Raw genomic sequence first — 23,626 nt, 5'->3', positions numbered from 1 at the left:
TTATCCTTTGATTAATTTTATAAAATTTTCTACTTTTAAAGCTGCAGAGCCTATCAAAACTCCTCCACAATGTTTTACACTTAAAATTTCTTTGATATTATTTTCATTCACACTTCCACCATAAAGCAAAGGTACCCTAGTTAAACTCGCTAAAAATTCAAGCACTTTAGCAATATCTGTAGCTTGTGCGCTCACTCCCGTTCCTATAGAATAAATAGGCTCATAAGCAATGATGAGTTTTTCATAATTTAAATCAATAATTTCAAGTTGTTTTTTTAAAAACTCTAAAGTCTTGCCTAAATTTTTTGTATCTAAATTTTCACCTATACAAAAAACAATTTTATAGCCATGCTCTTTAGCAAAATCAAATTTAGCCTTAATAAGTGCTTCATCTCCTAAAGCTCTTCTTTCAGAATGCCCGATTAAAACACATTTGATCCCAAATTCGTCCAAATGTTCTTTTCCAAGCTCGCCTGTAAAAGCACCATTAACACAAGGATAAAAATTTTGCGCTCCTTGTATGAAGTTATTTTCATTTTCTAAAAATGCTACACTAGGTGGGAAAACGATAATATCATCGCATTTTGCCCCCATAGTTTTATTTAAAATTTCAGCATAAATTTTAAAGCTTGCCCTTGTGTGATTGCATTTTAAATTTGCAGCAAAGATCATTCATTTTCCTTAGATCTTAAAGCTTTTACACCTGGAAGTTCTTTACCCTCTATAAGTTCAAGAGAAGCACCACCTCCAGTGGAAATAAAAGTCATCTCATCTGCATCACCTGCACGCGCAACCACATCAGCCGTATCGCCACCGCCAACAACAGAAGTTGCATGTCCTTCGCTGATATAATGACTCATTTTAATACTACCTTTTGAAAATTTATCAATTTCAAAAACACCCATAGGTCCATTCCACCAAATCGTTTGCGCATCAGAAATCACCTCTTTAAAAAGTCTCACACTTGCAGGTCCTATATCTAAACCCATCCAACCATTTGGAATTTCTTGCGCTGGAACAAATTTCATCGGTGCATCTTGTGAACACGCAGGAGCGGCTACAACATCTACTGGAAGATAAATTTTTACTCCTAAATTTTTACCCTTGGTAAGAATTTTATTAGCTTCTTCTAAAAGCTCTTCTTCTAAAAGTGAATTTCCTATATCATAACCTAAGGCTTTTAAAAAAGTAAATGCCATACCTCCGCCTATGATTAATTTATCTACCTTTGGTAATAAATTTGTCAATGCTTGAAGTTTTCCGCTTACCTTTGAACCTCCAACAACAGCGACAAAAGGACGTGCTGGATGTTTGATAAGATTGCTTGCAAAATCAATTTCTTTTTGGAGTAAAAATCCTGCGCCTTTGTGTTTTTCATCAAAAAATTTAGTAATCGCCTCTACACTAGAATGTGCTCTATGGCATACTCCAAAAGCATCATTGATATAAACTTGAACCATAGAAGCAAGTTCTTTGGCTAAATTTTCATCATTTTTAGTTTCGCCTTTTTCAAAACGCAAATTTTCAAGAAGTAAAATTTCACCCGCTTTTAAATTCATAGCTTTGGTTTTTGCATCTTCGCCGATAACATCTTTTGCCATAATAATTTCTTTATCTAAAAGTCTAGCAAGACGCTTAGCCACAGGTTCTAAAGAATATTTAGAGCTAATTTCTTTTGGACGCCCTAAATGAGAGGCTAAAATCACACTACAACCATTATCCAAACAATATCTTATCGTAGGAATAGCTGATCTTATGCGTCTATCATCAGTGATATTTAAAAAATCATCTTGAGGAACATTAAAATCACATCTTATAAAAACTTTTTTCTTAGCTAAATCAATGTCTTTTATAGAAATAATATCACTCATGATTAAGCCTTATTTGCAATATATACTGCCATATCTACTAGACGACTTGAATAGCCCCATTCATTATCATACCAAGCAATTACCTTGATAAAATCATCCGCAATCACTTGAGTTAAATCACTTGCTACAATAGCTCCATAAGAACAAGTGATAAAATCGCTTGAAACTCTTTCATCATCATCTACCATTAAAATGCCTTTTAAATTTGTAGTTGCAGCTTTTCTAAAAGCTTCATTGATTTCATCTTTGCTGACTTTACGGCTTAGTTGTGCAGTTAAATCCACGCTTGATACATCAATCACTGGCACACGCATACTTTGTCCATGAAGCTTGCCATTAAGTTCAGGCATAACAAGTTTCATAGCTTTTGCTGCGCCTGTAGAAGTTGGAATGATATTTTGCGCTGCAGCACGAGAACGGCGTTTATCTTTAGCTTTAGCATCAATAATACTTTGTCCATTTGTATAAGCATGTATTGTTGTCATAAGTCCTTTTTCTATGCCAAAATTATCTTGTAAAACACGACAAACAGGACCTAAACAATTTGTTGTACAACTTGCATTAGAAATAATGCTTTCACCCTTGTAAAGTTCTGAATTTACCCCTAAAACATAAGTAGGAGTATCATCTTTTGCAGGAGCACTCATGATCACTTTTTGTACTCCCATATCTATAAATTCTTGACATTTTGCCATAGTTAAATGCGCTCCTGTACACTCTAAAACAATTTGTGCGCCGTGTTTTGCAAAGTCAAGATCTTTTACATTGCGACTTTTAAATACTTTGATTTTTTTACCATTTACCACTAAATCATCGCCTTCACTATCAACACTGCCTTTAAATTCACCATGTACTGTATCGTATTTAAAAAGGTATTTTGTAAGTTCAATATCCGTAGTATCATTTATCGCCACAAGCTCAATATCATTTCTTTCTAAGATGATTCTTGCAACACATCTGCCTATGCGTCCAAAACCATTTATAGCAACTTTTACAGCCATTTAATTTCCTTTTGCAAAATATAATGTTAATATTCTACAAAAAAAAGGTTAAAAATTTAATGAAGATAGCACTTTTTGGTGGCAGTTTTGATCCACCACATAATGGACACAATAGCGTTGTTTTAGAGGCTTTGGAAAAATTAGATATTGATAAGCTTATTATTATGCCTACTTATATCAACCCTTTTAAACAAAGTTTTAGTGCTGATGAAAAGCAAAGATTTTTATGGGTTAAAAAACTTTGGGGACATTTGCCAAAAGTTGAAATTTGTGATTTTGAAACCAAGCAAAAACGCCCTGTTCCTAGTATAGAAAGCGTTAAGTATCTTTATAAGCTTTATAATCCTAGTAAATTTTATCTTTTAATCGGCGCAGATCATTTAGAAAAACTTCATCTTTGGCATGATTTTGAAAAACTTAATTCTTTAGTAGAATTTGTTATTGCCAATCGCAATGATATAGAAATTCCTAAGAATTTTAAAGATTTAAAAACCGATAAAAAAATCGCTTCTTCTTTCATACGCAATACTTTAAATACAAATGAAGTTTGCGAAGAAATTAAAGATGAAGTAAAAAAATATTATGAAAAATTACAAAAAAATTGATACAATTTCAAAAATTAAAGGAAAATAATGCAAGAAAGAATAGATTTAATCGTTAAAATTTTAGATGAAAAAAAAGCTGAAGATATCAAAACCATTGACATGAGCGAGCAAGAATACTTTGTAAAATATGTCATTATCGCAGCTACTTTAGGAGAAAGACACGCTCTATCTTTGATCGATGAGCTTAAAACACAACTTAAAGCCAAAGGTGAGGAATTTTTAAACATAGATAGTAGTGAAGAATGGAGCGTGATTGATCTTGGTGATATTTTAATCCATCTTTTAACACCAGAACACAGAGGAATTTATAATATAGAAGAATTATTAGAAAATCTTAAAAAAGGTAGGGTTTAAAAAGGCTAAAATTTAATTAGCCTTTTAATTTTTAGAGATTATCGATATATTCTTTAATTTCTTTTTTGATCTTCTCTTTTTGTTCTTTTAAAGCTTCTTTTTTAGCTTTATACTCAGCCTTACTCATATAATCTTTTTGTTTTTTTAAAGCATCAAGTTCTTTTTCGATTTTTTCCACTTCTTGTTCTTTAAGTTTTTTAGCTTCTAACTTTTTATCATAAAACATAGGATCTTTAGCACAATCATTTTGTACTTGTTTTAAAGCAAGCTCTAAGCTTAAAGTTCTAGCTGTATCATTATGTGCTTTAGAAAAACTGATTTCTTTATTGATACGATCGATTTTTCTATCACATTCACTTGTACCAAAAGCAAAGGCGCACAACGAAAGTAGAACAAGTATTTTTTTCATTTTTAATTCCTTTTTAAAATAAATTTAAATCGCGAAATATTATCTCATCAATTCTTAGGCCTAGCTTTTATATCATCAAATAAAGCAAATACCATACTTTCAAGCTCTTTTGCTCTTTCTAAAGAAGTTGCTTCAAAGCGTGTGATAAGATAAGGGCTGGTGTTAGATGCACGAAGCAAAGCCCATCCATCGCCAAAATCTATCCTAGCTCCATCGATTTCACAAAGACTTTTAACACCTTTTAAAGCTCCTTTTTCAATCTCTTTTTGAAATTCTTCCACAAGTTTAAATTTTTCTTCTTCATTTACAGGAATTTTAATTTCAGGCGTAGTATAAAGTTTTGGTAAAGCTTTAATCATACTTTCTAAATCAAAACCTTTATAAACAAGTTCTAAGGCTCTTAAAAATGCGTAAATTCCATCATCATAACCAAAATATCTATGTTTAAAGAAAATATGCCCACTCACTTCAGCAGCTAAATCAATATCTTTTTCTTTCATCATTTTTTTGATATTAGAATGTCCTGTTTTTCCCATAAAAATAGTTCCAAATTTAGCCACTTCATCAAAAAGATTTTTAGAACATTTTACCTCGCCTAAAATGCGTGGACTAGGAATATTTTTAGCAAACAAATAACAAAGCTCATCCCCACAAAATACATGAGTTTTACTCAAAGCAACCATTCTATCAGCATCCCCATCAAAAGCAAAAGCTAAAGAATAATCTTGATTTTGATTTAAAAACTCTCTAATCGCACTTAAATTTTCTTCTTCTGTAGGATCTGGAGCATGGTTTGGAAACTGTCCATCAGGCTCTGCAAACATTACATGAGCTTTTAAATTTAAAGCTTTAATTAAAGGCTCTATCACCACTCCAGCCGCACCATTTGTGCAATCAACGCCAAATTTATAATTAAAATCCTTTAAAAAGCTAAATTGCTCGCACATAAATTTCACATAAAGGCTTAAAATATCGTATTTTTCTACTTCTAAATTTTCTTCAATATCATCATCTAAATGCTTATAAACTTCTTTTGAAAACTCTTTTAATTCCACGCCAAAAAAACTTTCTTTATTGATAGTGATTTTAAAACCATTATAATCTTTTGGGTTATGAGAGCCTGTTATCATAACATTTGCATCAAATTTCAAGCCCTCATAAAGACTAAAATATCCCAATGGAGTTGGTACAAGCCCTATATCATAGATTTTTATTCCCGCTTTGTTAAGTCCACTCACTAGATAATTAAAAAGTTCATTTGCACTATATCTTGCATCATAACCCACACTTACATTTTTACAGCCTTTATTTAGCATGGTTTGTCCTAAGCAAAAACCTATAGCCTTAACACTTTTTTCATTTAGTTCTTTGCCATAAAGTCCTCTTATATCATATTCTCTAAAAATCACATCTAACATTTTTTTCCTTCAAATTCATCTCTTCTTTGACCTAAATTTATCGTTTTTCTAAAGCAAATTTGGATAGAAAAGAAATTTTTGCTACAATTTTACATTAATTTCACTAAATGAAGGAAAATTTATGGATGAAGAATTAGAAAACGAAGAAACGAAAAAGAAAAAAGGCGGTTCACTTGTAATTATTATTGTTATTTTACTTTTTGTTTTACTTCTTAGTATTATGGGAGTGATTGCTTGGCTTATTTCAAGCAGTTCAAGTGATGAAAGCGAAGTCAAAGAAGCTCCAAAAGAAGAAGCAAAAGCCGATAAACCTAAAGTTTCAGCTCCTACCCAGCGAGGTAGTGATTTTGCCAATATAGGTCCTATGTATCCACTTGATCCTTTTACCCTAAATTTACTTAGCGATAGCGGCTCAAGATATGTAAAATGCACTATAGAACTAGAACAAAATAGTGAACTTTTAAAACCTGAACTTGACAAAAAAGTTCCAGTGATCCGTGATATTATTATTCGTACATTAACAGCTAAAACTTTTGAAGAAGTAAGTACACAAAAAGGCAAAGAACGTTTAAAAGATGAGCTAGTTGGAAAAATCAATGAAATTTTAACCGATGGCTTTATTAAAAATGTTTATTTTACGGATTTTGTAGTTTCTTGATGCGTGTAGGCTGTGATATCATCGCCATTTCTAGGATAGAAAAAATTCATTCTAGACATGGCAAAAATTTTTTGGATAAATTTCTAAGCCCAAAAGAACAAATACTCATTAAAAATCCAGCAACTCTAGCAGGTCTTTGGGCTGCTAAAGAAGCCGCTAGCAAGGCTTTAGGTGTTGGAATTTGTGAATTATGCAGTTTTTTTGATATTGAAATATCAAAAGATGAAAAAAACGCGCCTAAATTAAAATATTCTCAAAAAATTACAAAAGATTTTAATATCACTCAAACTTCTCTAAGCATTTCTCATGATAATGGTTTTGCTATAGCCATAGTGGCTATAGTTTGATTATTTTCCTATAGTTTGCTTGTCTAAATTTCTTGAAAGTATGAAATCCACCACAGGTTGTTCTCTTTTATTTGCTCTTTTACAATGATCTTTTTGAAAAAAATCTGTGATTTTTATAACAATCCTTGCCCATTTTTTGCGATTTCTTTCACGCCACGCATGAGAAGAAACGCTCTCCCAAGCATAGCCATTAAACAAGCTTGCATTTACAAAATGATCTAAGGCTCTAACACCCTGTCTTGCTCGTGCAGTATTAAAAAAAGTTCCTATAATCACAATAAAAAGATATCCTAAAACTGCTAAAGGTACTATAGCGCAAAGCAGAATAGTCCCTGCTAATTTTTCTTTTAAGCTTCCTTTTAAGGTGCGTTTTACACGACGACGAAAATTGGCGCGAATTTTAGTTCTAACTCTTTTCATAGCTTTCTTTTGCTAAATTTTATCCTCATACCATTAGCCGAACGCACTGTTAAACGCCCTACTACATCAGGTACAAAACCTTCTTCAAGTTCTAATTTGTAAGTTTTTAAAATATTAGCCAAAATCAAAATCGCTTCTTGCATAGCAAAACCTTGTCCTATACAAATTCTTTCCCCTACCCCAAAAGGCAAATAAGCATCTTTTTTGTATTCTCCCTCAAAACGAGAAGGATTAAATCCATGTGGATTTGTCCAAAATTCTTCATGTCTGTGTATCAGCCAAGGAGCAATCACCACCCCAGAACCTTTTTTAATAAGCTTATCTCTAACTTGAGTATCTTTTTTTGCCTCTCTTGCAAAAAATCCAACAGGAGGATAAAGTCTTAAAGATTCTTTAAAAATATTTGTTAAGTATTTAAACTGTCTTAGATGCGAAATTTCAATGGCTCCACCCTGTAAAACCTGAGTAATCTCCTCATAAGCTTTTTCTTGCTCCTTAGGATAAAGACTAAGCAAATAAAGCGTCCATGTCAAAGAACTTGCTGTGGTTTCATGTCCTGCTAAAAAAAGCATAGCCACTTGATCTAAAATTTCCTCAAAAGAAAAACGCTTATTTGTATCCGCATCCACTACTAAAAGCAAAGATCCTAAAATATCTTCAAATTCTGCATTATCTGCCATATCATATCTTGGTTTTATGATGTCACTTAAAACCTGTCTGATCACATCTCCGGCCTTAGCACGCTTACGATCTCCTAAAACATAAGAAAGCCATTTTGGAAAACGAAACATACGACGCATGGCTGTATGCACACTTTGCTCTTGAAAAGTCACAAAGGCATTTAAGATTTTTTTACCTTTTTCCTCATCGAGTTTTGAAGACATAATGGTGCGAAAAATCACATCAGCGGTAATAAAAGTCATAGCCTCATCTACTTCGATAATAGCATGATTTGGATACTTACTAAAACGATCCATCATATCTGCTACAGCTTCACTCATAAGATTAAACACTTTATTGATACGAGTCATTTCAAAACTTGGACGCAAAAGCTCTCTTTGCTTTTTCCAAACTTCACCATTTGTAGTAAAAATGCTCTCTCCTAAAAGCGGACTTAAAAGCTCATGCAAAAATGCACTTTTAGGAAATTCTCTAACCTCATCAACCATCATTCTTTTAACTTCTTTAGTGTCATTTATGACATAAAGATCAAAATTTGGCATCTTCACATAGCCTGTTTGCATTTTATAACTACGCTCATAAAGCCCATCAAGCCAAGATCTACGTTTTAACAAAAAAGTTAAAAGTGTAGAAGCCTTATTTTTATAAGGTTTTGGAAAAAAGGGACATTCACTCATATTTTTACCTTTTCTTCTAAAAATTTAGGCATTATAATAAAAGAAAAAAAATCATAATCACCTTTAACACTAATACTATAAAGATATAAAAAGTGCGCTTTGTTTTTATCTCTTTTTATTTTTTTATACTCATGTTTTTCATATAAAGTGTGAAATTTAGCACTTAAAAATGGGGGTGTAAATTTAGCATTTACGGCACTTGTGCGGAAAAAATCCACTTGAGGAAAACATGCTCCATCAATAATCGATGTGTAATCATACCATTTTAAATCAAACCTTGAAACAAATTCAAGCTTCTTTCTAAATTCATCCGCTTTTTTTTGATAACTCACTAAAGGTATGCATTCTCCTAAAGTAAGAATTTTTAATTTACGAAGTAAAGATAAATCTAAATTTTGTCTTAAAATACACTCCAAAACTTCTATACAAACTATAGTTCCAACACTATGCGCTACTAAAATAAGCTCATAATCTTGTTTGCTTTCGTTTTGTTTTAGCTTATCTACTATAGTATTTGCAAAAAGCTTGATTCTTTCTTGCATAGTGCCTATTTTTTTATCTTGCCAAGTAGCACAAAAAGCACAAATTCTTGCTATCCAAAATACAGCTAATTTCTTACCTAATTTAAATAAAAAATGATTTAGCAAAAATCCTAAAAAACATCCTATGATGATAGCTAAAGAAAAATGCATATAATTTTGCAAAAAAACAAAACTTCCAAAAGCTAAAACCAAAGAAAATAGTAAAGAAAATAACACATAAAAAAAAGGATAATAACCTGTGATAAGTTGATAAATCGACTCTTTGCCAAATTTGATAAAAAGTCCTGTGATAGTATAAATTCTAAAAAAACTATAACAATCTGCTAAGGCATCTTTATAATTTTCTGACCAATTTTTCTTAACAATATCATTCCATGTTAAAAAATGATATTTAGTTTGCACTCCCTCGCAAGAAATTTTAAAAAAAGGAAATTGCTCATTTTTTTCAATTTTACTTAAATCAGTCTTAATGTTAAAAGCATGAGAATAATCTTTTAGGTTTTTTTTAAATAAATCATAATAAAATCTATAACTTTTAGGATCATATCCTGCTATATAAAATACTTCCCTATCCATACAATATTTCTTTTTACTTTTAATTATAACAACTTTGCTTTAAAAGCTCTCTTAATCAAAGCTTTTTAGTCTTATTTGTCTAAAAAGAAATTTTTATAAAAATTGCCGTTGAATTGATTAGTTTGTAAAAGATATTTCTTAAAATTACACACCAAAACAGGATTGGGTTTATAAGCATGAGCTTCACGCCAAAAAAATTGAAGTTTTTTTGGATAAGATAAGCCTTCAAAATCATAAAAAGCATTGCCACAAACCTTAGTCGGACAGCCTTCTAAAATAGCACTAAGACCTACTGTTGAATTTATAGTAATACAACCTAAAGCCTTTCTTAAAAGAACTGGCAAGTGGGTATCATGAACATATAAAACCCTTCCTTCTACATGATATTTTTGACTTAAATCATTTATGAGTTTAGAATAATTCTTATAACCCCTATCCATAGGATGGTGTTTAAAAACTAGATAAGATTTAGCTCTTGCATGGTTTGCAAAAGAAAGTATGGTTTCTTCTATAAAGTGCTCTATGCTTTTTTTGTAATGATATTTAATTTGCGTATCGCTATAAACTTGTAAAATCGCCAAAAAGTACTTTTTTTCTAAATTATAAATCTTTTCATTTAGTTTTTTTTCTGTAATCTTATAAAGATATTTTCTATATAAAGATCTAAACCAAAATAAAAATTCAAAAGGATATAAAGTGCGATGATGAAGTTTGTTGTTAAAAAATGGAGCCAAAATAAAAGCAAACAACCAATACAAAAAAGCATCAAAAGCCATAAATTTAAATCCACCTGGAATTTCTTTTATGCTTTCTTGGGTAAAAATATTTTGAGAAAGATAAAAATTTTTATCACGCGGTAAAGAAGAATTTGCATTCACCCCATCTTTTTCCAAAGTAATACAATAAGGTCTTAAATATCCTTCTTCAAAAATCCATATTTCAATTCCTAATTCTTTAGCCACTTTAATAGCCTTAGCATGTATAATACGACAATCATTATACATTAAAATAGCATCGATTTTTTTGCTTTGAAAAAAATCTCTATAGAAATTTTCAAGATCTTTTTCATCACATTTACACCTTGTTCCACTAGGATAGAAAAAAAAATCTCCACCGTTAAAATTGAGTTTAAAAACTTTGGTTTGGTTTTTTTTCATTTTCATTGCAAGATGATGAAAAAAATTTCCCACAGGCCCTTGCAAGAGTAAAACATTTTTACCGCTAAATTCTTTTTTAATTTTAGTGCTAAATCTCATTTCTTTGCTAAAAATTCATAAAATCTTCTTATTTTTCTAAGCATAAAAGTTTTAAAATCTATTGCCAATTTTATATGTTTTTTTGAAAAATAAGCTTTTTGTAAATTTAGCATTATATCTAAACAAACTTCAATTTCACATAAAGTTTTTGTTTTAGGATTTATATATCTTGGATATGCTATCAAAGCACCTGCTACAAGCTCTTCTAGGCTTAGTTTTCTTGTTCTTCTTTCGCATTTATATTTATCTTTTGTTAAACCCCAGCCCGCATAAAAAGGCATGCCGTAAGTAAAAACTTTTTTAGCTCTTAAAAGAGCATCAAAACCACTTGTAGAAGTAATAGTGTGAATTTCATCAGCAATTTTTATAGCACTATCAATACTGCAATCTTTTACAATCTCATCACAAAATTCCAAGATGCGTGTTTCATCTTTTAAACCCACACGGTTGCCACTTAACACATCAGGATGAGGCTTAAAGATGATATAAGCATCTTGATTTTTAGCACGCACCTCCTTAAGCAAATCAAGAGTAGATAAGCCAAAACCTCCTAAAATCATTGAAGCATCATCTTCAACTTGAGCAGGGATTAAAATAATCTTTTGTCCTATTTTGGCATTAATCTTTAAATTTTCATGCTTTAAGCCATTATATTTTGAAAAGCGGTTCTCAAGTAAGATTTTTATAATATTTTTTGCCCTATTTAGTATATTTTCATCAAAAATTTCATTTTGCAAAAGCTCTTCTAATTTACTTGCTTTATTTGGATCTATGTAAAGTCCTTTATCATCAACGATTAAAGAAAAAGGGCGCGTAAGATCAGAACCTAAAGAAATTGAGCGAATAAATCCATCTTCAACTAAAGAAATTTTAGGAGTAAAATTAGTTAAATTTTGCTCTTTTGCCTTTGTTAAAAGCAAATTTTTAAGAGTATTTTCATCGTATTTTTTACCCCAAATGAAAAATTTATCATTTTCTTTAAGTTTATATCTAGCTAAAGATTTTAAAGAATTTAAAAAAATAATTTCATTATCTTTAGCATTAAAAAAAGGCTTGATAAAATGCCTTTTCCATAAGGTAAAGCCTAGCATAAAAAGTCTATTAGAATTTGCCTTTTCTATATCTTTATATTTTGCTAAAGTTTGAATAGCATCAAAAATATTACTTTTTTGATTTAAATAAGGATTAAAATACTCGCTATAAAGTATATAAGCGGCATAGAAAACTTCTTCTAAACTTCTTTTTTGTATCCTTCTTTTACACTCTAATTTATCTTTTGTTAGACCCCAACCTGCATAAAATGGCATGCCATAACAAATACACTCACATTCTTGCATCAAAGCTTCAAAACCCATACCAGAAGTTTTGGTATAAACCTTATCAAAAAACTCAAGCAAGACTATGGGATTAAAATTGTCAGTGATTAAAATACATTCTTTAGGTAAGGAATTTATATCTAAATCACTTTGTTTTTTACCGCTTAAAACATCAGGATGGATTTTTATATAAATTTTAGAATCAGGATTTTCTTTTATGGCATCTTTTATCATATCAAGGGTTTTAAAATCTTTAGCAAGCCCAAATTCAAGCGAGGCATCATTGGCTATTTGGGTGATGATTAAAACCCTTTTTTCATCTTTTTGAAAATAATCATCTGGAATATCAAGATTGTTATTATACTTGCTAATTTTATATTTTTTGATAAGCTCTATAGCTTTTTTAGCTTGTTTGATTTCTTCATCTTTAAATTCATAAGCATTTAAAAGATTTTCAAGCTTTGAAGTCATTGTTGCATCATAATAAATACCTATATCATCTTTAACCATAGAAAAACTTGGGCTATTTTCAACCCCTAAGTTTAATGAGCGGATAAATCCATCTTCTAAAAGTATGAATTTAGCCTTATGTTTTTTTGCTAAATTCATAGCTTTTAAACCTGATTTTTTGCGTCCCCAGCCAAGAAAAAAGTCATCTTTATTTATTTTTGAATTTTTCTTATACAAAGAAATGGTGTAAAAATTTCTAACATTAGCGATAAGTTTTTTTGATGTTGAGTAATACTTCATAAATATTTCTTTTAAAAATATTTTTAAAAAAATTATAACAAATTTTTTATATCAAAAATTCAATTCTATAATTTTTATCAAAATTCAGAAAAAATATTTATATTTTTATTTTTTTGATATCTCAACCAATAACCCGCCATCATCGAAGAAATTAAAACAGTTAAAATAAGTGTTGTAAAAAAACTTACATTAATAATCTGATAATAATAGGCAACACTCGCTAAAACTATTCCTGGACCACCTCTAGCATTCATAGTAATTGCAAAATTAATTCTTGAAATATTAGAAATTTTAACAAAATTTAATCCTACATAACAACCTAAAAATTTCAATAAACACGCAAGAACTAGGAAGAATATAAACATACTAAAAGAAAATTCATGCATAATATTTAATTGAATACCGATTAAAGCAAAATAAATAGGAATAAAAAATGAAAAAACCATATCTGAAAGACCACCAACTTTTTCTCTTAATTCTTGATGATTATTTAAAATATTTTTTATTAAAAAACCTACAAGAAATGAAGTATACATAGGATTGATATGAATCATATTTAAAAAAGCTATAGATAAAAATAACACAACAAAGCTTAAAGTAAAAAAATCAATTGTATTCATGCGAAAAGAAATTTTTTCAAAGAAATGAGAAATTACCTTCACAGCTATAAATAAAAATAAAGTAAGAAAAGCAGTTTTAAGATTGCTCATTAAAGTTAAATCTTGATTTGTTGCAGCATTAATAGTAATATTTAGTAAAATCCATAAAAACAAATCTTGTATTGTTGAGGTGGTTAAAACTATGCTTGCAAATCTTGTTTTAATCACTCCTATATCAAAAAATATTTTTGATATTACAGGTATGGAAGTTACAGCAATGGCTATCAAAAAAACCAAATCAAAAGATAAATCATTCCCCTTTATTCCAATAAAACTCTCTTTAAAATAATCAATAAAAAAATATCCCACACCAGCAGATAAAAAAGTACCACCTAAAAATAAAGTAGAAATAATCTTAATGTTTTGTTTTTCAAAACTAATTTGTGTATTAAACCCTGCAATAAACATTAAAAATATCAAACCTAATTGATAAAAAATATTTAATATCTTGCCTTGCTCATTAAATCCATTAAAGATATCTGTAAGTAAATCAGGAGCAAAAATATACAAACCACTTACCCCCAAAACAAAACCACCAAAAATTTCACCAATTACTTTTGGGGCTTTAAATAAAGTAAATAATTTTCCAAAAACAAAAGAAGAAAATAATAAAACTCCTAAAGATAAAAATATAATACTAATATTCTCAGGACTTAAAGATTCAAATTTCATATTACCTTCCTAAAGAATGATTTTTTCATTATTGATTTCATCTTGTATTAAATTTAAAATCTTAACACATTCTTCTACATAGTGTCCTACAGCTGTTTCTTCAGAAAGTTGCACACCAAAAACTCCACTTTTTGCGATATTATATAAATCATCAATTTCTGCAATAGTAGGAATAGGCTTTTCTTCCATATTTTTTAAAATTTGCGTAGCTAAAAATACTTTAATTGCATTATGATGTGCCATTTCTACAATATAATTTTGAAAACGTGGAATTTTTTCTATGCCGATTTCTGTAGATAAATCTCCTCTATCGATCAAAATATATTCTACTTCCTGCAAAATACTGTATAAATTATTTACTGCTTCCAAAGTTTCAATTTTAGAAATAATCTTAGTATTTGAATGAAGCACTTGTTTTATTTCTTGTATATCATTTGCTTTTCTTACAAAAGAAGCTCCTACATAGGTTATATTAAACTCATTGCAAAGCTTTATAAGTTCCTTGTCTTTTTCAAACAAAAAAGGAATATTATTATGTAAGTTTCTTACATGCATACCCTTATTATTTAAAAGCAAACCAGTACTTTTAGATGTAAATATAATTTCTTTATTATTAACTTCTTTTACGATAAATAAAAATACACTGTCATTTGCATAAACTTCCATGCCTGGTTTAACAAGCTTATAAAAATCTTTATAGTTAAACTGATCAATTCTTAAAGAAAAATCTTTATCTTTTTCTACTTGAATAGCCTCGCTAATCCCTGAAGTTCTAATTTTATTTCCTGGTAAATCAATCAAAATATCAATATCAGCTTTTTGTTTTCTTAAATTAATAATAGTATTTTTAATACTCTCTATATCTCCATGAGCTCCATTGATTCTATAAATAAATTTATCTTGATGAATTTGATTAAGATTTATCTTTCCACCTAAACTAGGACCTATTGTTAAAATAAGTTTTTTCATTGTCAATCCTTTAATCAATAAAAATATTTTCTCTACCTAAAGCAAGTATACTAGCAGAAATTTCTGAACGCATCATAAGTTCACTAGGAATTTTACCTTCGCTTAAATCCTTTCTGATTTGTGTACCGCTAATTGCGATTCTATATTCTTTATAATGTGCACAATTTTTTTCACTCACAATCTTTTGGCATTTAGAACAATAATAAGGTTCTTTTAAAAGTAAAAAATCTATACCTAAATCATAACGTGCTGATAGATCTTTAGCCAACTTTTGTGCCTCGTAAATTCCGTAATAACCCCCCACTCCTGCATGATCTCTGCCAATGATAAAATGAGTACAACCCATATTTCTTCTAAGTAGAGCGTGAAAAATAGCTTCTTTAGGACCTGCATAACGCATAGCAGTTTGTAAACCTTGAATATAAACTCTATCTTTAGGATAAAACTCATCAAACATAGTTTTATAAGCATTCATTACTGCTGCTTCGGTAAAATCCCCTTGTTTTTTCCAGCCTGTTAGAGGATTAATAAACAAAGCATCACAAATTTCAAGTGCAATTCTTTGTAAATGTTCATGAGCTCTGTGGATAGGATTTCTTGTTTGAAAACCCACTATAGTCTTAATATTAGCATTAAAAACATCTTTTAAGATATTTTTATATAAAGAATCTTTATAAAATTCTTCTTTTAGTTCTATCTTGCCGCCAACACGCAAAGAAGAGCGTTTTTTTTCTTTAATAATACCAGGATGTTTTTCATCTTTGGTTTGAAAAATTTCATAAAGATCCTGATCTTGAACACAAAATTTATCTTCGATTTGAATATTTCCTATAAATTTGTCTTGATAATATAAATCTTGCTTTTGTCCTACATAAATATCTTTAAAATCATCCACTTCTAAAGTAATAGGCAAGGTCCATATTTCACCATTTAAAAGTTGCATTTCATAAATTACTTTTTTATATTCTTCATAATTCATAAAACCTTCTAAAGGATAGAACACACTGCTAGCAAAATATTTTAAATCTAGGAAATTTTCATAAGTAACTTGTAACATTTATTCGCACTTTGAATTATCTAAATTTTGAGAAAGTGCTGTTAAAATAAGGCAAACCTTATCATCAAGCGCTGTCATTTGGGTATTATCAATAACTAAATCAGCTTTTGGTTCATCATACGGAATGTCTACACCCACGACATTTGAAATTTCACCCTTTAAAGCTTGGGTATATAAATTCTTTTTATCGCGTCTTTTCAACTCTTCAAATTCACATTTTATATAAATTTCAAAATAATTTTTTAAATATTTGCGGTTATACTCATAAATTTCATTCCACATAGAAATCGCACTTACAATAACTATCATTCCCTGATTGCTTAAAAAACGAGCAAAATCGGATCGTTTAAAGGATACATCCATACGACCTTTTTTATCATAGGAAAAATATCCCAAAAGCTCTCTTAACTCATCTCCATCAAGATAGATAACATTGTCATATTTCTCTTTTAATTTTCTATACAATGCTTGCGCTATATAACTTTTACCACTTCCTGCCAAACCTGTAAGCCAAATAGTTAAATTATGTTTCATTACACATCTGCTCAAATTTTTGATAATATTTCCATTGTTTTAAATACTTTGGATAATTTATTTTTATAAAATTTAATTCTTCATCTAAAATATCTTTTAATTTTAATCGCAAATCTTTTCTCATTTGCAAATATTGCAAAATTTCTTCTTCTGTAATAAGATTGTTTTTAATCTTTATCTCATTCTCTTCAAACGCATCCATATAACCATTTAAATATTTTTTGCTATCTATAAAACATTTTTGATTATTCTTTAAAATATTATATTCTTTTTGTTTTATTAACAAAATAATATTATCAAACATTAACTTTCTTTCTTTAAAAATTTCAGAAGTAATGTCAATATAGTCTTCATTTGTCATCTTAGGCTCTAAAGAATTGAAATACATAAGATTTTTTGTAGTAATTACTATATTAATACAAATTTCACCTATAACAATAGAATATACAACTGGAAGCACAACCAAATCACCTTGATGGCGATTAATTCTTTTAGAAAAAAAAGAATAATCGCATTTTACATTAAAAAATTTATCAGCTATAAAATCAAATGTTTTTCGAGCATTTAAACCAGAGATTTCATTAAGTTCAAAACACAATACATCTTTTTTTAAAATTTTAATTCTTTGATATGATTTAAAGTAAAGTTCATAATTATCTAAAACTTTTATCAAGCTACTCAATTCAGGTTTACTTGAATTAGAATACCAGTAAAGTATTTCTGGAAAAAGCTCTTTAAAATTTGAATTTAAAGTTATCTGTTTCATCATTGGTTTTATTTTGCTATTTTGGTCACCTATATGATTTATTGCATGCCTGATAATTGATATTGGATCTCTACATATATATAATAAAGGAACATTGCTAGTAAATAAATAATAAATTTTATCATTATTTTCAAACACTCTTGGAGCTATTGCTACATGTGTTTTTTTGCTTAATATATACGTATAATTATCGATATAAACTTTTTTTTCATCTTCCCAACCATTTGCATTAATAGTTGAAATATCTGAATAATTAAAAAATGTATAAATAGCCATTGTTCCACTGCATGCAGCCCATAACCATATTAATTTATAATTTTCAGGCAATGGTAAATTCATTTTCCAAGCTAATTCGCCTGAAATATTATGATAATTTATTTTTTCTGCTTGATCATTAAGTTTTTTAGGGTCAAGTAAAGAAGGATAAGGATGATTTACATCTTGAAATCTTTGCTTAAAATCACTTGACAATAACCATTCTTGTATCATTTCCAAATGATTTAGCGTATAATTAAAATTTTGAAAAATAACTTTTAATGCTGGTATATAATTTTTATGCAAGTCTAAAATAATTTTCAAATTATCCAAATTACACATGAATAAATTTTTATTTTCAGCAAGTATAATATAAATATTTTCTTCAAACTTTTTAGAAAGATCTAAAATTTCTTTTATTATTTTATAATCTTTTTTGGTTTGTTCTATATTTTTAAAAAGAAAAAAATACCCATCTTTAAACTTATTCACATCAGCTTTGATTAAAACTTCACCTAGCATATAGGACAAATGAAATTTATATCTTAAAGCTTGTTCATAATCACTACATGCTTCTAAACTTGGATATTTGAGTTGAGGAAAAACTTGTATGGTTTGTTGATAAATTTTTTGTTCTTTTTTGTGTTGTCTTTTTATTTGATAAAGTTTTTTAAATAATGCTATATACCCCCCCCCATTGTTTGTAAAGTCAATCATAGCTTGACCTAATTTATAAGCTAAATGATTTTTTACTCTTTCTATAGCTGAGTTTGGGTTATACATAGGGTTTTCCTTTAAAAATGGCTTTGGTTGGTTATAAAATTATAATAATCCTCAGGCACGCCAATATCTATAAAATAATCATCAAAAATACAAGCTCTAGCCTTTAGTTTTTTATAATTTTCTTGCAAAAATTCTTCAAAAGAAAATTTTTTCTCTAAATCAAATTCATTAAAAATATCTTTAGTTAAAAGATAAATTCCACCATTGATTAAACCCTGTGTTTTAAATATTTTTTCCTCAAAGGAAATCACAAATCCCTGCTTATCAACATTTACTGTACCATATCTATCAAAATCATTCATTTGCTTTAAAGCAAGGTAAATTTTACCTCCATTTAACTTTAATTTGTTTAAATCTATGTCAAAAAAAGTATCGCCATTTAAAACACAAGCTTCATTTTTTATAAATTTTAAAGCTTCTTTTATAGCTCCACCTGTTCCTAAAGGCTCTTTTTCTATACTATATTTTATTTTTATGCCTAAAAACTCATCTTTAAAATACTCTTTTATCACTTCATATTTGTATGATACCGCTAAAATTACTTCTTTTATACCTTGCCTTTTAAGATACTCAAAAATAAATTCTAAAAAAGGTTTATTATTTATCGGTGCCATAGGCTTTGGAATGTCTTTTATAACGCTTTTAAGCCTTGTTCCTAAGCCGCCACAAAGTATTATTGCTTGCAAGAAAAACCTTTACCGAAAAGCTCTTCTTCGACAATAGCACAAATAATATGCCCTATCAAAATATGTGCTTCTTGAATTCTTGGTGTGCAAGTTGAAGGTACTTTTATACAATAATCACAAAGTTCATTCATAGCCCCACCATTAGCTCCGCTTAAGCCTATACTTATGATTTCTTTTTGCTTACAAAGTTCTAGAGCCTTTAGGATATTTTTACTATTTCCGCTTGTAGAAATTCCTATAAAAACATCTCCCTTAACACCTTGAGCTTGCACTTGTCTAGCAAACAAATTTTCATAACCATAATCATTGCCAATAGCTGTTAAAATACTTGTATCTGTAGTAAGTGCAATACTTGCGATCCCTGGTCTATCAAAATAAAATCTACTTACAAATTCCCCTGCGATGTGCTGTGCATCTGCTGCACTACCACCGTTTCCTGCAAGCAAGGTTTTATTGCCATTTTTGTAAGCTTTTATGACTTCTAATGAAGCATTTTTAATAAGAGTTATCAAATTCTCATCTTTTAAAATTTGCTCTTTTACTAAAATAGAATCTGTAAAATGTCCTTTTATATAGGAATTTAAATTCTCCATGATTTAACCCCCTCTTTTGTAAATGAAAAATCTTGCACCCAGCCTTGTTCTTTGTTTAAAGCTTTAATTAAATTGTATTTTTTAGTAGGATCCACAAAGAAAAACATAAATCCACCAGCTCCTGCTCCACTGGTTTTACCACTGTAAGCTCCATTATCTATAGCAAGTTTATAAATTCTTTCAAGCTCATCGTTGCTAACGATTTCTGAAATGATTTTTTTTGACTGCCAAGACTTACCTAAAATTTGCGCCAAAGTATCAAAATCAGCCTTAAATAAAGCTTCTTTCATCTTTATAGCATCTTGCTTTATGGCATGCATGGCCTCAAGGGATTTTTCATCTCCAAGTTTTCCTTTTTTATGCTCTTCTATATCTTTTGCTTCTCTTGTGATATTTGTAAAATAAAGCACAGTTCTAGCTTCAAGCTCACTAGCTATCCAGTTTTTGATACGCAAAGGATTAACAATTACTCTTTTATTATCATAAAATTCCATAAAATTAAAGCCACCAAAAGTTGCGGCGTATTGATCTTGTGCTCCGCCTACTATGCCTAAATCTTCTCTTTCTATCTCATAAGCAAGCTTAGCGATTTCATATTCCCCTAAAGGTAAATTAAGCCATTCTGCAAAAGCTTTTATAACCCCTACAACCAAAGTCGAGCTTCCACCCAAGCCACTACCACTTGGTACATCTGAGTATGTATGCAAAGAAAAACTCAAAGGTTTTTTTGTAAAATCTTTTACAATGCGATTATAAATACTTTTAAAAATATCTAATTTTCCATCATTTTCTAAACGCTCTTTGCTTTCGTACTCACAGTAAGAATTTGTATCAGGAGAATCAAAAATGATTTTTCCATCTTCTCTTTCGATCAAAGTACAATGTATGTATAAAGATATAGTCACATTTAAAACATAACCTGTGTATTTATCACAATATAAATTTATATCAGTTCCCCCACCTGCTAGACCGAGACGAAGAGGAGTTTGTGTGCGTATGGTTTTCATCTATTTAAAGGAATCCTTCCTTTTTTTATCTCATCTCTCCAATGATTTAATAGATCCTCAAACATTTGTCTAGCTGGAATTTCTGGCTTCCAGTCAATAAAACTTTTGATTTTTGTATTATCAAACATTTGATAATCCGCATCAATTGGGCGTAATCTTTCTTCATCTTGTTCTACTTTAATATCTTTTCTTGTAGAAAAAGATAAAAGTATATCTATAACTTCAGGGAGCTTAAAAGCCTCTTCTCCTGCTATATTAAAAGCTTCCCCGCAAGGAATATTATCTTTTTCACTTTCAAGAGAAAGTAGATAATAAGCCCTTATAGCATCGCGACAATCTTGAAAAGTTCTTACACTTGAAAGATTTCCAACCTTGATAACAGGCTCTTGATAACCCGCTTCAATGAGTGCAATTTGCTTTGCCACCGTGCTTTCAAAAAACACATCACTTCTTCTTGGGCCACTATGTGTTCCCATTCTTGTAACAAAGGTGCGAATTCCATAAGCTTCACCATAAAATCTTCCTAAATAATCAGTGCCGATTTTACTTATACTATAAGGACTTGCTCCATGAAAAGCAGTTTCTTCATTAAGCTTAATACCTGCTTTTGCCTTACCATAAACTTCACTTGAAGAGCAAACATGCACTACAGGGTCATATCCATCTTTTGCCTTTAAAATTCTAATGTTTTCCAAAATATTTGCTGTGCCTATGATATTTGTTTGTAATGTTTCTATAGGTATATCAAAAGAAGTTTTTGGGTAAGACTGCGCGGCCAAATGAAAGATCACATCCGGTCTTTGACTCTCAAAAAGTTTTTGAAGACTAGAGTAATCATTTAAATCTGCATAAAAAATACTGATTCTATCTTTTTTGTTAATCCTATCGCTTAAATGATAGATATTGTCCATAGGTTCTTGCCAACGCATCATACCTATAACATCATAGTCTGTGTTTTCTAGCAAGAAATCTGCCATTTGCGAGCCAACTTGCCCTGTAAATCCTGTAATTAACGCTGTTTTTTTCATAATTTTTCCTATTGTCTTATATTTTGCTCTTTTAAATACCATTTGTACATCATCTTAATGCCATCTTCAAGCTTAATTTTTGCCTTCCAGCCTAGAGAATTAATCCTCTTACAACTTCCTAATTTTTTCATTGTTCCATCTGGTTTATTGATATTAAAAACTAAATTACCACGATATTCGACAATGCGTTTCACAAGTTCTGCTAAATCTTTAATACTTATATCTTTACCTGAACCTATATTTATATGTGTATTTCTAATTTCAACTTCATTATTTTCATATAAATCATTGAAATTTACTTTTTCCATGACATACACACAAGCATCAGCCATATCATCAGCATGTAAAAATTCTCTCATAGCCTTCCCACTACCCCAAATTTCAACTGAATTTTCTGTAACACCAAATCTATTTAAGTAATTTTTAACTTCATTTTCATCATTGAAATTTAATAAATATTGCACTTTAGCAACGCCTTCTTCTTGCAATACTTTAGCTAAGTGCATTTTTCTTATAAAGGCTGGTAAAACATGCGATGTTTCTAAATTAAAATTATCATTTGCTCCATATAAACTACAAGGCATAACTGAAATAAAATTAGTCTTATACTGTAAATTATAACTTTCGCACATTTTAAGACCTGCTATTTTAGCTATGGCATAAGGTTCATTTGTGTATTCTAATTTACTTGTTAAAAGATATTCTTCTTTTATGGGTTGTGGACATTCTCTAGGATAAATACAAGCAGTCCCTAAAAATAATAACTTTTTAACTCCATTTAAATAAGATTGATGAATAACATTGTTTTGTATCATTAAATTTTGGTAAATAAAATCCGCTCTATAGGTATTATTTGCTCCAATTCCACCAACTTTTGCTGCGGATAAAAAAACATATTCTGGCTTTTCTTTTACAAAAAAATCAGTCACAGCTTTTTGATTTGTCAAATCAAGCTGTGAATGAGTTCTAAAAATTAAATTACTATAACCTTTATTTTGTAATTTTTTAACAATTGCCGAACCTGTTAAACCTCTATGTCCTGCTATATAAATTTTAGAATCTTTATTCATTATTTATCCTTATTCATTGCAAGAATATCACGCTCTGAAAGAATAGGAGAATTTGTTGGCCAATCTATAGCGATTCTTTCATCATTCCAAGCATAAGTAAATTGATCAGGAGCATCTAAATATTCGCCCTCATAAGCAAGCTTATAGTAATACACGGCTTCTTTTGAACTTACATAATGAGAATTTCCCATATTTGGTGGTAATAAAATAAGTTGTTGATTTCTAGGGCTTATAATAAATTTTTCCCATTTTAGATAAGTTGGCGAATCTTTCCTACAATCTACCACTACTTGATGCACTTCTCCATAGACACAAGTTACAAGCTTATAAGTTTTTACATCACCATGAATTCCACGTAAAACATTAAAATGAGAATTTATAAATTTATCATGCTTAAACTTAATTCCATTTGGCACTAAATTACTCAAATATTCATCTGTAAATGCTGTCCATATATCACCCCTTAAATCACTAAATTTATTCGGAGTTATTATATATACTCCGTTCAAAATTTTAGATTCTTTTATATTAAATTTTATTGCCATTATTTAACCTTCTAATACTTTTCCATTCTTTATAAATATTAATAAATCTAATTGCAAACAAAAAAGGATTTTTAACAAATATTTTTCCAATTTTGTAAGATAAATAGTTTTGTATTCTCAC

At 29.5% G+C, this 23,626-nt stretch carries 24 protein-coding genes and 1 pseudogene; 4 read left to right on the top strand and 21 right to left on the bottom strand.

All coding sequences use genetic code 11. The features are described 5' to 3' along the window. Genes ELQ07_RS05780 through gap form a run of 3 tightly spaced genes read right to left on the bottom strand, consistent with a single transcriptional unit; the run spans position 1 to position 2,872 of the window. Complete coding sequence (locus ELQ07_RS05780) at positions 1 to 672, bottom strand: triose-phosphate isomerase (protein ID WP_038817381.1); 672 nt, start codon at positions 670 to 672, stop codon at positions 1 to 3. After that, positions 669 to 1,871, bottom strand: a complete 1,203-nt coding sequence (locus tag ELQ07_RS05775; protein WP_002783833.1) for a phosphoglycerate kinase — start codon at positions 1,869 to 1,871, stop codon at positions 669 to 671. The genes ELQ07_RS05780 and ELQ07_RS05775 overlap by 4 nt, the downstream gene beginning before the upstream one ends. Before the next feature lie 2 nt (positions 1,872 to 1,873). Further along, positions 1,874 to 2,872, bottom strand: a complete 999-nt coding sequence (gene gap, locus ELQ07_RS05770) for a type I glyceraldehyde-3-phosphate dehydrogenase (RefSeq protein ID WP_002868484.1) — start codon at positions 2,870 to 2,872, stop codon at positions 1,874 to 1,876. A 59-nt stretch (positions 2,873 to 2,931) separates the two neighbouring features. Here gap and nadD point away from each other — a divergent pair, with 59 nt between their 5' ends. Both nadD and rsfS read left to right on the top strand, forming a co-directional pair. Then, on the top strand, positions 2,932 to 3,477 hold the full coding sequence (gene nadD / locus ELQ07_RS08265) for a nicotinate (nicotinamide) nucleotide adenylyltransferase (RefSeq protein ID WP_002862071.1): 546 nt from the start codon (positions 2,932 to 2,934) through the stop codon (positions 3,475 to 3,477). Positions 3,478 to 3,504: 27 nt separating this feature from the next. Beyond that, positions 3,505 to 3,831 carry a ribosome silencing factor gene (gene rsfS, locus ELQ07_RS08260; protein ID WP_002855339.1) on the top strand — a complete coding sequence of 109 codons (327 nt, stop codon included), beginning with the start codon at positions 3,505 to 3,507 and terminating at the stop codon, positions 3,829 to 3,831. A gap of 31 nt (positions 3,832 to 3,862) precedes the next feature. On the opposite strand, the gene ELQ07_RS05760 is transcribed toward rsfS, so the two are convergent. Next, positions 3,863 to 4,240, bottom strand: a complete 378-nt coding sequence (locus ELQ07_RS05760; protein WP_134224866.1) for a DUF1090 family protein — start codon at positions 4,238 to 4,240, stop codon at positions 3,863 to 3,865. Between the two features lie 47 nt (positions 4,241 to 4,287). Beyond that, positions 4,288 to 5,677: pseudogene (gene pgmL / locus ELQ07_RS05755) on the bottom strand (phosphoglucosamine mutase PgmL). 102 nt (positions 5,678 to 5,779) lie between these two features. On the opposite strand from pgmL, the gene fliL reads away from it, so the two are divergent. Further along, a complete protein-coding gene (gene fliL / locus ELQ07_RS05750; RefSeq protein ID WP_002855429.1) occupies positions 5,780 to 6,316 on the top strand; it encodes a flagellar basal body-associated protein FliL in 537 nt (178 codons plus the stop codon). Then, positions 6,316 to 6,663 (top strand): holo-ACP synthase, encoded by a 348-nt coding sequence (gene acpS, locus ELQ07_RS05745; RefSeq protein WP_002825806.1) that lies wholly within the window; start codon positions 6,316 to 6,318, stop codon positions 6,661 to 6,663. Before fliL ends, acpS begins: the two co-directional genes overlap by 1 nt. On the opposite strand, the gene ELQ07_RS05740 is transcribed toward acpS, so the two are convergent. From ELQ07_RS05740 to ELQ07_RS05665, 16 genes are all read right to left on the bottom strand, one after another. Then, positions 6,664 to 7,083, bottom strand: coding sequence for a hypothetical protein (locus ELQ07_RS05740; RefSeq protein ID WP_002862076.1), 420 nt, complete (start codon positions 7,081 to 7,083; stop codon positions 6,664 to 6,666). Continuing rightward, on the bottom strand, positions 7,080 to 8,441 hold the full coding sequence (locus tag ELQ07_RS05735) for a cytochrome P450 (protein WP_002887974.1): 1,362 nt from the start codon (positions 8,439 to 8,441) through the stop codon (positions 7,080 to 7,082). Before ELQ07_RS05735 ends, ELQ07_RS05740 begins: the two co-directional genes overlap by 4 nt. Beyond that, positions 8,438 to 9,559, bottom strand: coding sequence for a DUF829 domain-containing protein (locus ELQ07_RS05730; RefSeq protein ID WP_096702845.1), 1,122 nt, complete (start codon positions 9,557 to 9,559; stop codon positions 8,438 to 8,440). Before ELQ07_RS05730 ends, ELQ07_RS05735 begins: the two co-directional genes overlap by 4 nt. A gap of 71 nt (positions 9,560 to 9,630) precedes the next feature. Continuing rightward, positions 9,631 to 10,815 carry a capsule polysaccharide modification protein KpsS gene (gene kpsS, locus ELQ07_RS05725; protein ID WP_052777906.1) on the bottom strand — a complete coding sequence of 395 codons (1,185 nt, stop codon included), beginning with the start codon at positions 10,813 to 10,815 and terminating at the stop codon, positions 9,631 to 9,633. Then, entirely contained in the window at positions 10,812 to 12,881 is a 2,070-nt protein-coding gene (locus ELQ07_RS05720; protein ID WP_134224865.1) for a capsular polysaccharide biosynthesis protein, read from the bottom strand. The genes kpsS and ELQ07_RS05720 overlap by 4 nt, the downstream gene beginning before the upstream one ends. Before the next feature lie 77 nt (positions 12,882 to 12,958). Then, positions 12,959 to 14,212, bottom strand: a complete 1,254-nt coding sequence (locus ELQ07_RS05715; protein WP_134224864.1) for a cation:proton antiporter — start codon at positions 14,210 to 14,212, stop codon at positions 12,959 to 12,961. 9 nt (positions 14,213 to 14,221) lie between these two features. Then, complete coding sequence (locus tag ELQ07_RS05710; protein WP_134224863.1) at positions 14,222 to 15,181, bottom strand: pyruvate kinase; 960 nt, start codon at positions 15,179 to 15,181, stop codon at positions 14,222 to 14,224. Between the two features lie 10 nt (positions 15,182 to 15,191). Next, positions 15,192 to 16,238 carry a sulfate adenylyltransferase gene (locus ELQ07_RS05705; protein WP_134224862.1) on the bottom strand — a complete coding sequence of 349 codons (1,047 nt, stop codon included), beginning with the start codon at positions 16,236 to 16,238 and terminating at the stop codon, positions 15,192 to 15,194. Next, the gene (locus ELQ07_RS05700; RefSeq protein ID WP_096702839.1) at positions 16,239 to 16,772 is read right to left on the bottom strand and encodes an adenylyl-sulfate kinase; all 534 of its coding nucleotides are present in this window, start codon (positions 16,770 to 16,772) and stop codon (positions 16,239 to 16,241) included. After that, the gene (locus ELQ07_RS05695) at positions 16,762 to 18,576 is read right to left on the bottom strand and encodes a DUF2972 domain-containing protein (RefSeq protein WP_134224861.1); all 1,815 of its coding nucleotides are present in this window, start codon (positions 18,574 to 18,576) and stop codon (positions 16,762 to 16,764) included. Before ELQ07_RS05695 ends, ELQ07_RS05700 begins: the two co-directional genes overlap by 11 nt. 11 nt (positions 18,577 to 18,587) lie before the next feature. After that, positions 18,588 to 19,262, bottom strand: a complete 675-nt coding sequence (locus ELQ07_RS05690) for a nucleotidyltransferase family protein (protein ID WP_088303651.1) — start codon at positions 19,260 to 19,262, stop codon at positions 18,588 to 18,590. Beyond that, positions 19,250 to 19,855 (bottom strand): D-sedoheptulose 7-phosphate isomerase, encoded by a 606-nt coding sequence (gene gmhA2 / locus ELQ07_RS05685; protein ID WP_022552405.1) that lies wholly within the window; start codon positions 19,853 to 19,855, stop codon positions 19,250 to 19,252. Before gmhA2 ends, ELQ07_RS05690 begins: the two co-directional genes overlap by 13 nt. Next, positions 19,843 to 20,862 (bottom strand): D-glycero-D-manno-heptose 7-phosphate kinase, encoded by a 1,020-nt coding sequence (hddA, locus tag ELQ07_RS05680; RefSeq protein WP_088303652.1) that lies wholly within the window; start codon positions 20,860 to 20,862, stop codon positions 19,843 to 19,845. The genes gmhA2 and hddA overlap by 13 nt, the downstream gene beginning before the upstream one ends. Continuing rightward, entirely contained in the window at positions 20,859 to 21,890 is a 1,032-nt protein-coding gene (locus ELQ07_RS05675; protein ID WP_134224860.1) for a GDP-mannose 4,6-dehydratase, read from the bottom strand. Before ELQ07_RS05675 ends, hddA begins: the two co-directional genes overlap by 4 nt. A gap of 8 nt (positions 21,891 to 21,898) precedes the next feature. Further along, entirely contained in the window at positions 21,899 to 22,960 is a 1,062-nt protein-coding gene (locus ELQ07_RS05670) for a GDP-L-fucose synthase (protein WP_134224859.1), read from the bottom strand. Further along, positions 22,960 to 23,505: a dTDP-4-dehydrorhamnose 3,5-epimerase family protein gene (locus ELQ07_RS05665; protein ID WP_134224858.1), complete on the bottom strand. Its 546-nt coding sequence runs from the start codon at positions 23,503 to 23,505 to the stop codon at positions 22,960 to 22,962. The genes ELQ07_RS05670 and ELQ07_RS05665 overlap by 1 nt, the downstream gene beginning before the upstream one ends. Positions 23,506 to 23,626 lie beyond the last annotated feature (121 nt).

This window comes from Campylobacter sp. US55 (genome assembly GCF_004378955.1).
Classification (GTDB): domain Bacteria; phylum Campylobacterota; class Campylobacteria; order Campylobacterales; family Campylobacteraceae; genus Campylobacter_D; species Campylobacter_D jejuni.
The sequence above is the reverse complement of the archived record's forward strand: the minus strand, read 5'-3'. Positions and strand labels throughout refer to the sequence as shown.

Excerpts from the sequence above, each read along its gene's own strand:
- ELQ07_RS05780 (WP_038817381.1), bottom strand. The coding sequence starts at position 672 with ATGATCTTTGCTGCAAATTTAAAATGCAATCACACAAGGGCAAGCTTT.
- ELQ07_RS05775 (WP_002783833.1), bottom strand. The coding sequence starts at position 1,871 with ATGAGTGATATTATTTCTATAAAAGACATTGATTTAGCTAAGAAAAAA.
- gap (WP_002868484.1), bottom strand. The coding sequence starts at position 2,872 with ATGGCTGTAAAAGTTGCTATAAATGGTTTTGGACGCATAGGCAGATGT.
- nadD (WP_002862071.1), top strand. The coding sequence starts at position 2,932 with ATGAAGATAGCACTTTTTGGTGGCAGTTTTGATCCACCACATAATGGA.
- rsfS (WP_002855339.1), top strand. The coding sequence starts at position 3,505 with ATGCAAGAAAGAATAGATTTAATCGTTAAAATTTTAGATGAAAAAAAA.
- ELQ07_RS05760 (WP_134224866.1), bottom strand. The coding sequence starts at position 4,240 with ATGAAAAAAATACTTGTTCTACTTTCGTTGTGCGCCTTTGCTTTTGGT.
- fliL (WP_002855429.1), top strand. The coding sequence starts at position 5,780 with ATGGATGAAGAATTAGAAAACGAAGAAACGAAAAAGAAAAAAGGCGGT.
- acpS (WP_002825806.1), top strand. The coding sequence starts at position 6,316 with ATGCGTGTAGGCTGTGATATCATCGCCATTTCTAGGATAGAAAAAATT.
- ELQ07_RS05740 (WP_002862076.1), bottom strand. The coding sequence starts at position 7,083 with ATGAAAAGAGTTAGAACTAAAATTCGCGCCAATTTTCGTCGTCGTGTA.
- ELQ07_RS05735 (WP_002887974.1), bottom strand. The coding sequence starts at position 8,441 with ATGAGTGAATGTCCCTTTTTTCCAAAACCTTATAAAAATAAGGCTTCT.
- ELQ07_RS05730 (WP_096702845.1), bottom strand. The coding sequence starts at position 9,559 with ATGGATAGGGAAGTATTTTATATAGCAGGATATGATCCTAAAAGTTAT.
- kpsS (WP_052777906.1), bottom strand. The coding sequence starts at position 10,815 with ATGAGATTTAGCACTAAAATTAAAAAAGAATTTAGCGGTAAAAATGTT.
- ELQ07_RS05720 (WP_134224865.1), bottom strand. The coding sequence starts at position 12,881 with ATGAAGTATTACTCAACATCAAAAAAACTTATCGCTAATGTTAGAAAT.
- ELQ07_RS05715 (WP_134224864.1), bottom strand. The coding sequence starts at position 14,212 with ATGAAATTTGAATCTTTAAGTCCTGAGAATATTAGTATTATATTTTTA.
- ELQ07_RS05710 (WP_134224863.1), bottom strand. The coding sequence starts at position 15,181 with ATGAAAAAACTTATTTTAACAATAGGTCCTAGTTTAGGTGGAAAGATA.
- ELQ07_RS05705 (WP_134224862.1), bottom strand. The coding sequence starts at position 16,238 with ATGTTACAAGTTACTTATGAAAATTTCCTAGATTTAAAATATTTTGCT.
- ELQ07_RS05700 (WP_096702839.1), bottom strand. The coding sequence starts at position 16,772 with ATGAAACATAATTTAACTATTTGGCTTACAGGTTTGGCAGGAAGTGGT.
- ELQ07_RS05695 (WP_134224861.1), bottom strand. The coding sequence starts at position 18,576 with ATGTATAACCCAAACTCAGCTATAGAAAGAGTAAAAAATCATTTAGCT.
- gmhA2 (WP_022552405.1), bottom strand. The coding sequence starts at position 19,855 with ATGGAGAATTTAAATTCCTATATAAAAGGACATTTTACAGATTCTATT.
- hddA (WP_088303652.1), bottom strand. The coding sequence starts at position 20,862 with ATGAAAACCATACGCACACAAACTCCTCTTCGTCTCGGTCTAGCAGGT.
- ELQ07_RS05675 (WP_134224860.1), bottom strand. The coding sequence starts at position 21,890 with ATGAAAAAAACAGCGTTAATTACAGGATTTACAGGGCAAGTTGGCTCG.
- ELQ07_RS05670 (WP_134224859.1), bottom strand. The coding sequence starts at position 22,960 with ATGAATAAAGATTCTAAAATTTATATAGCAGGACATAGAGGTTTAACA.
- ELQ07_RS05665 (WP_134224858.1), bottom strand. The coding sequence starts at position 23,505 with ATGGCAATAAAATTTAATATAAAAGAATCTAAAATTTTGAACGGAGTA.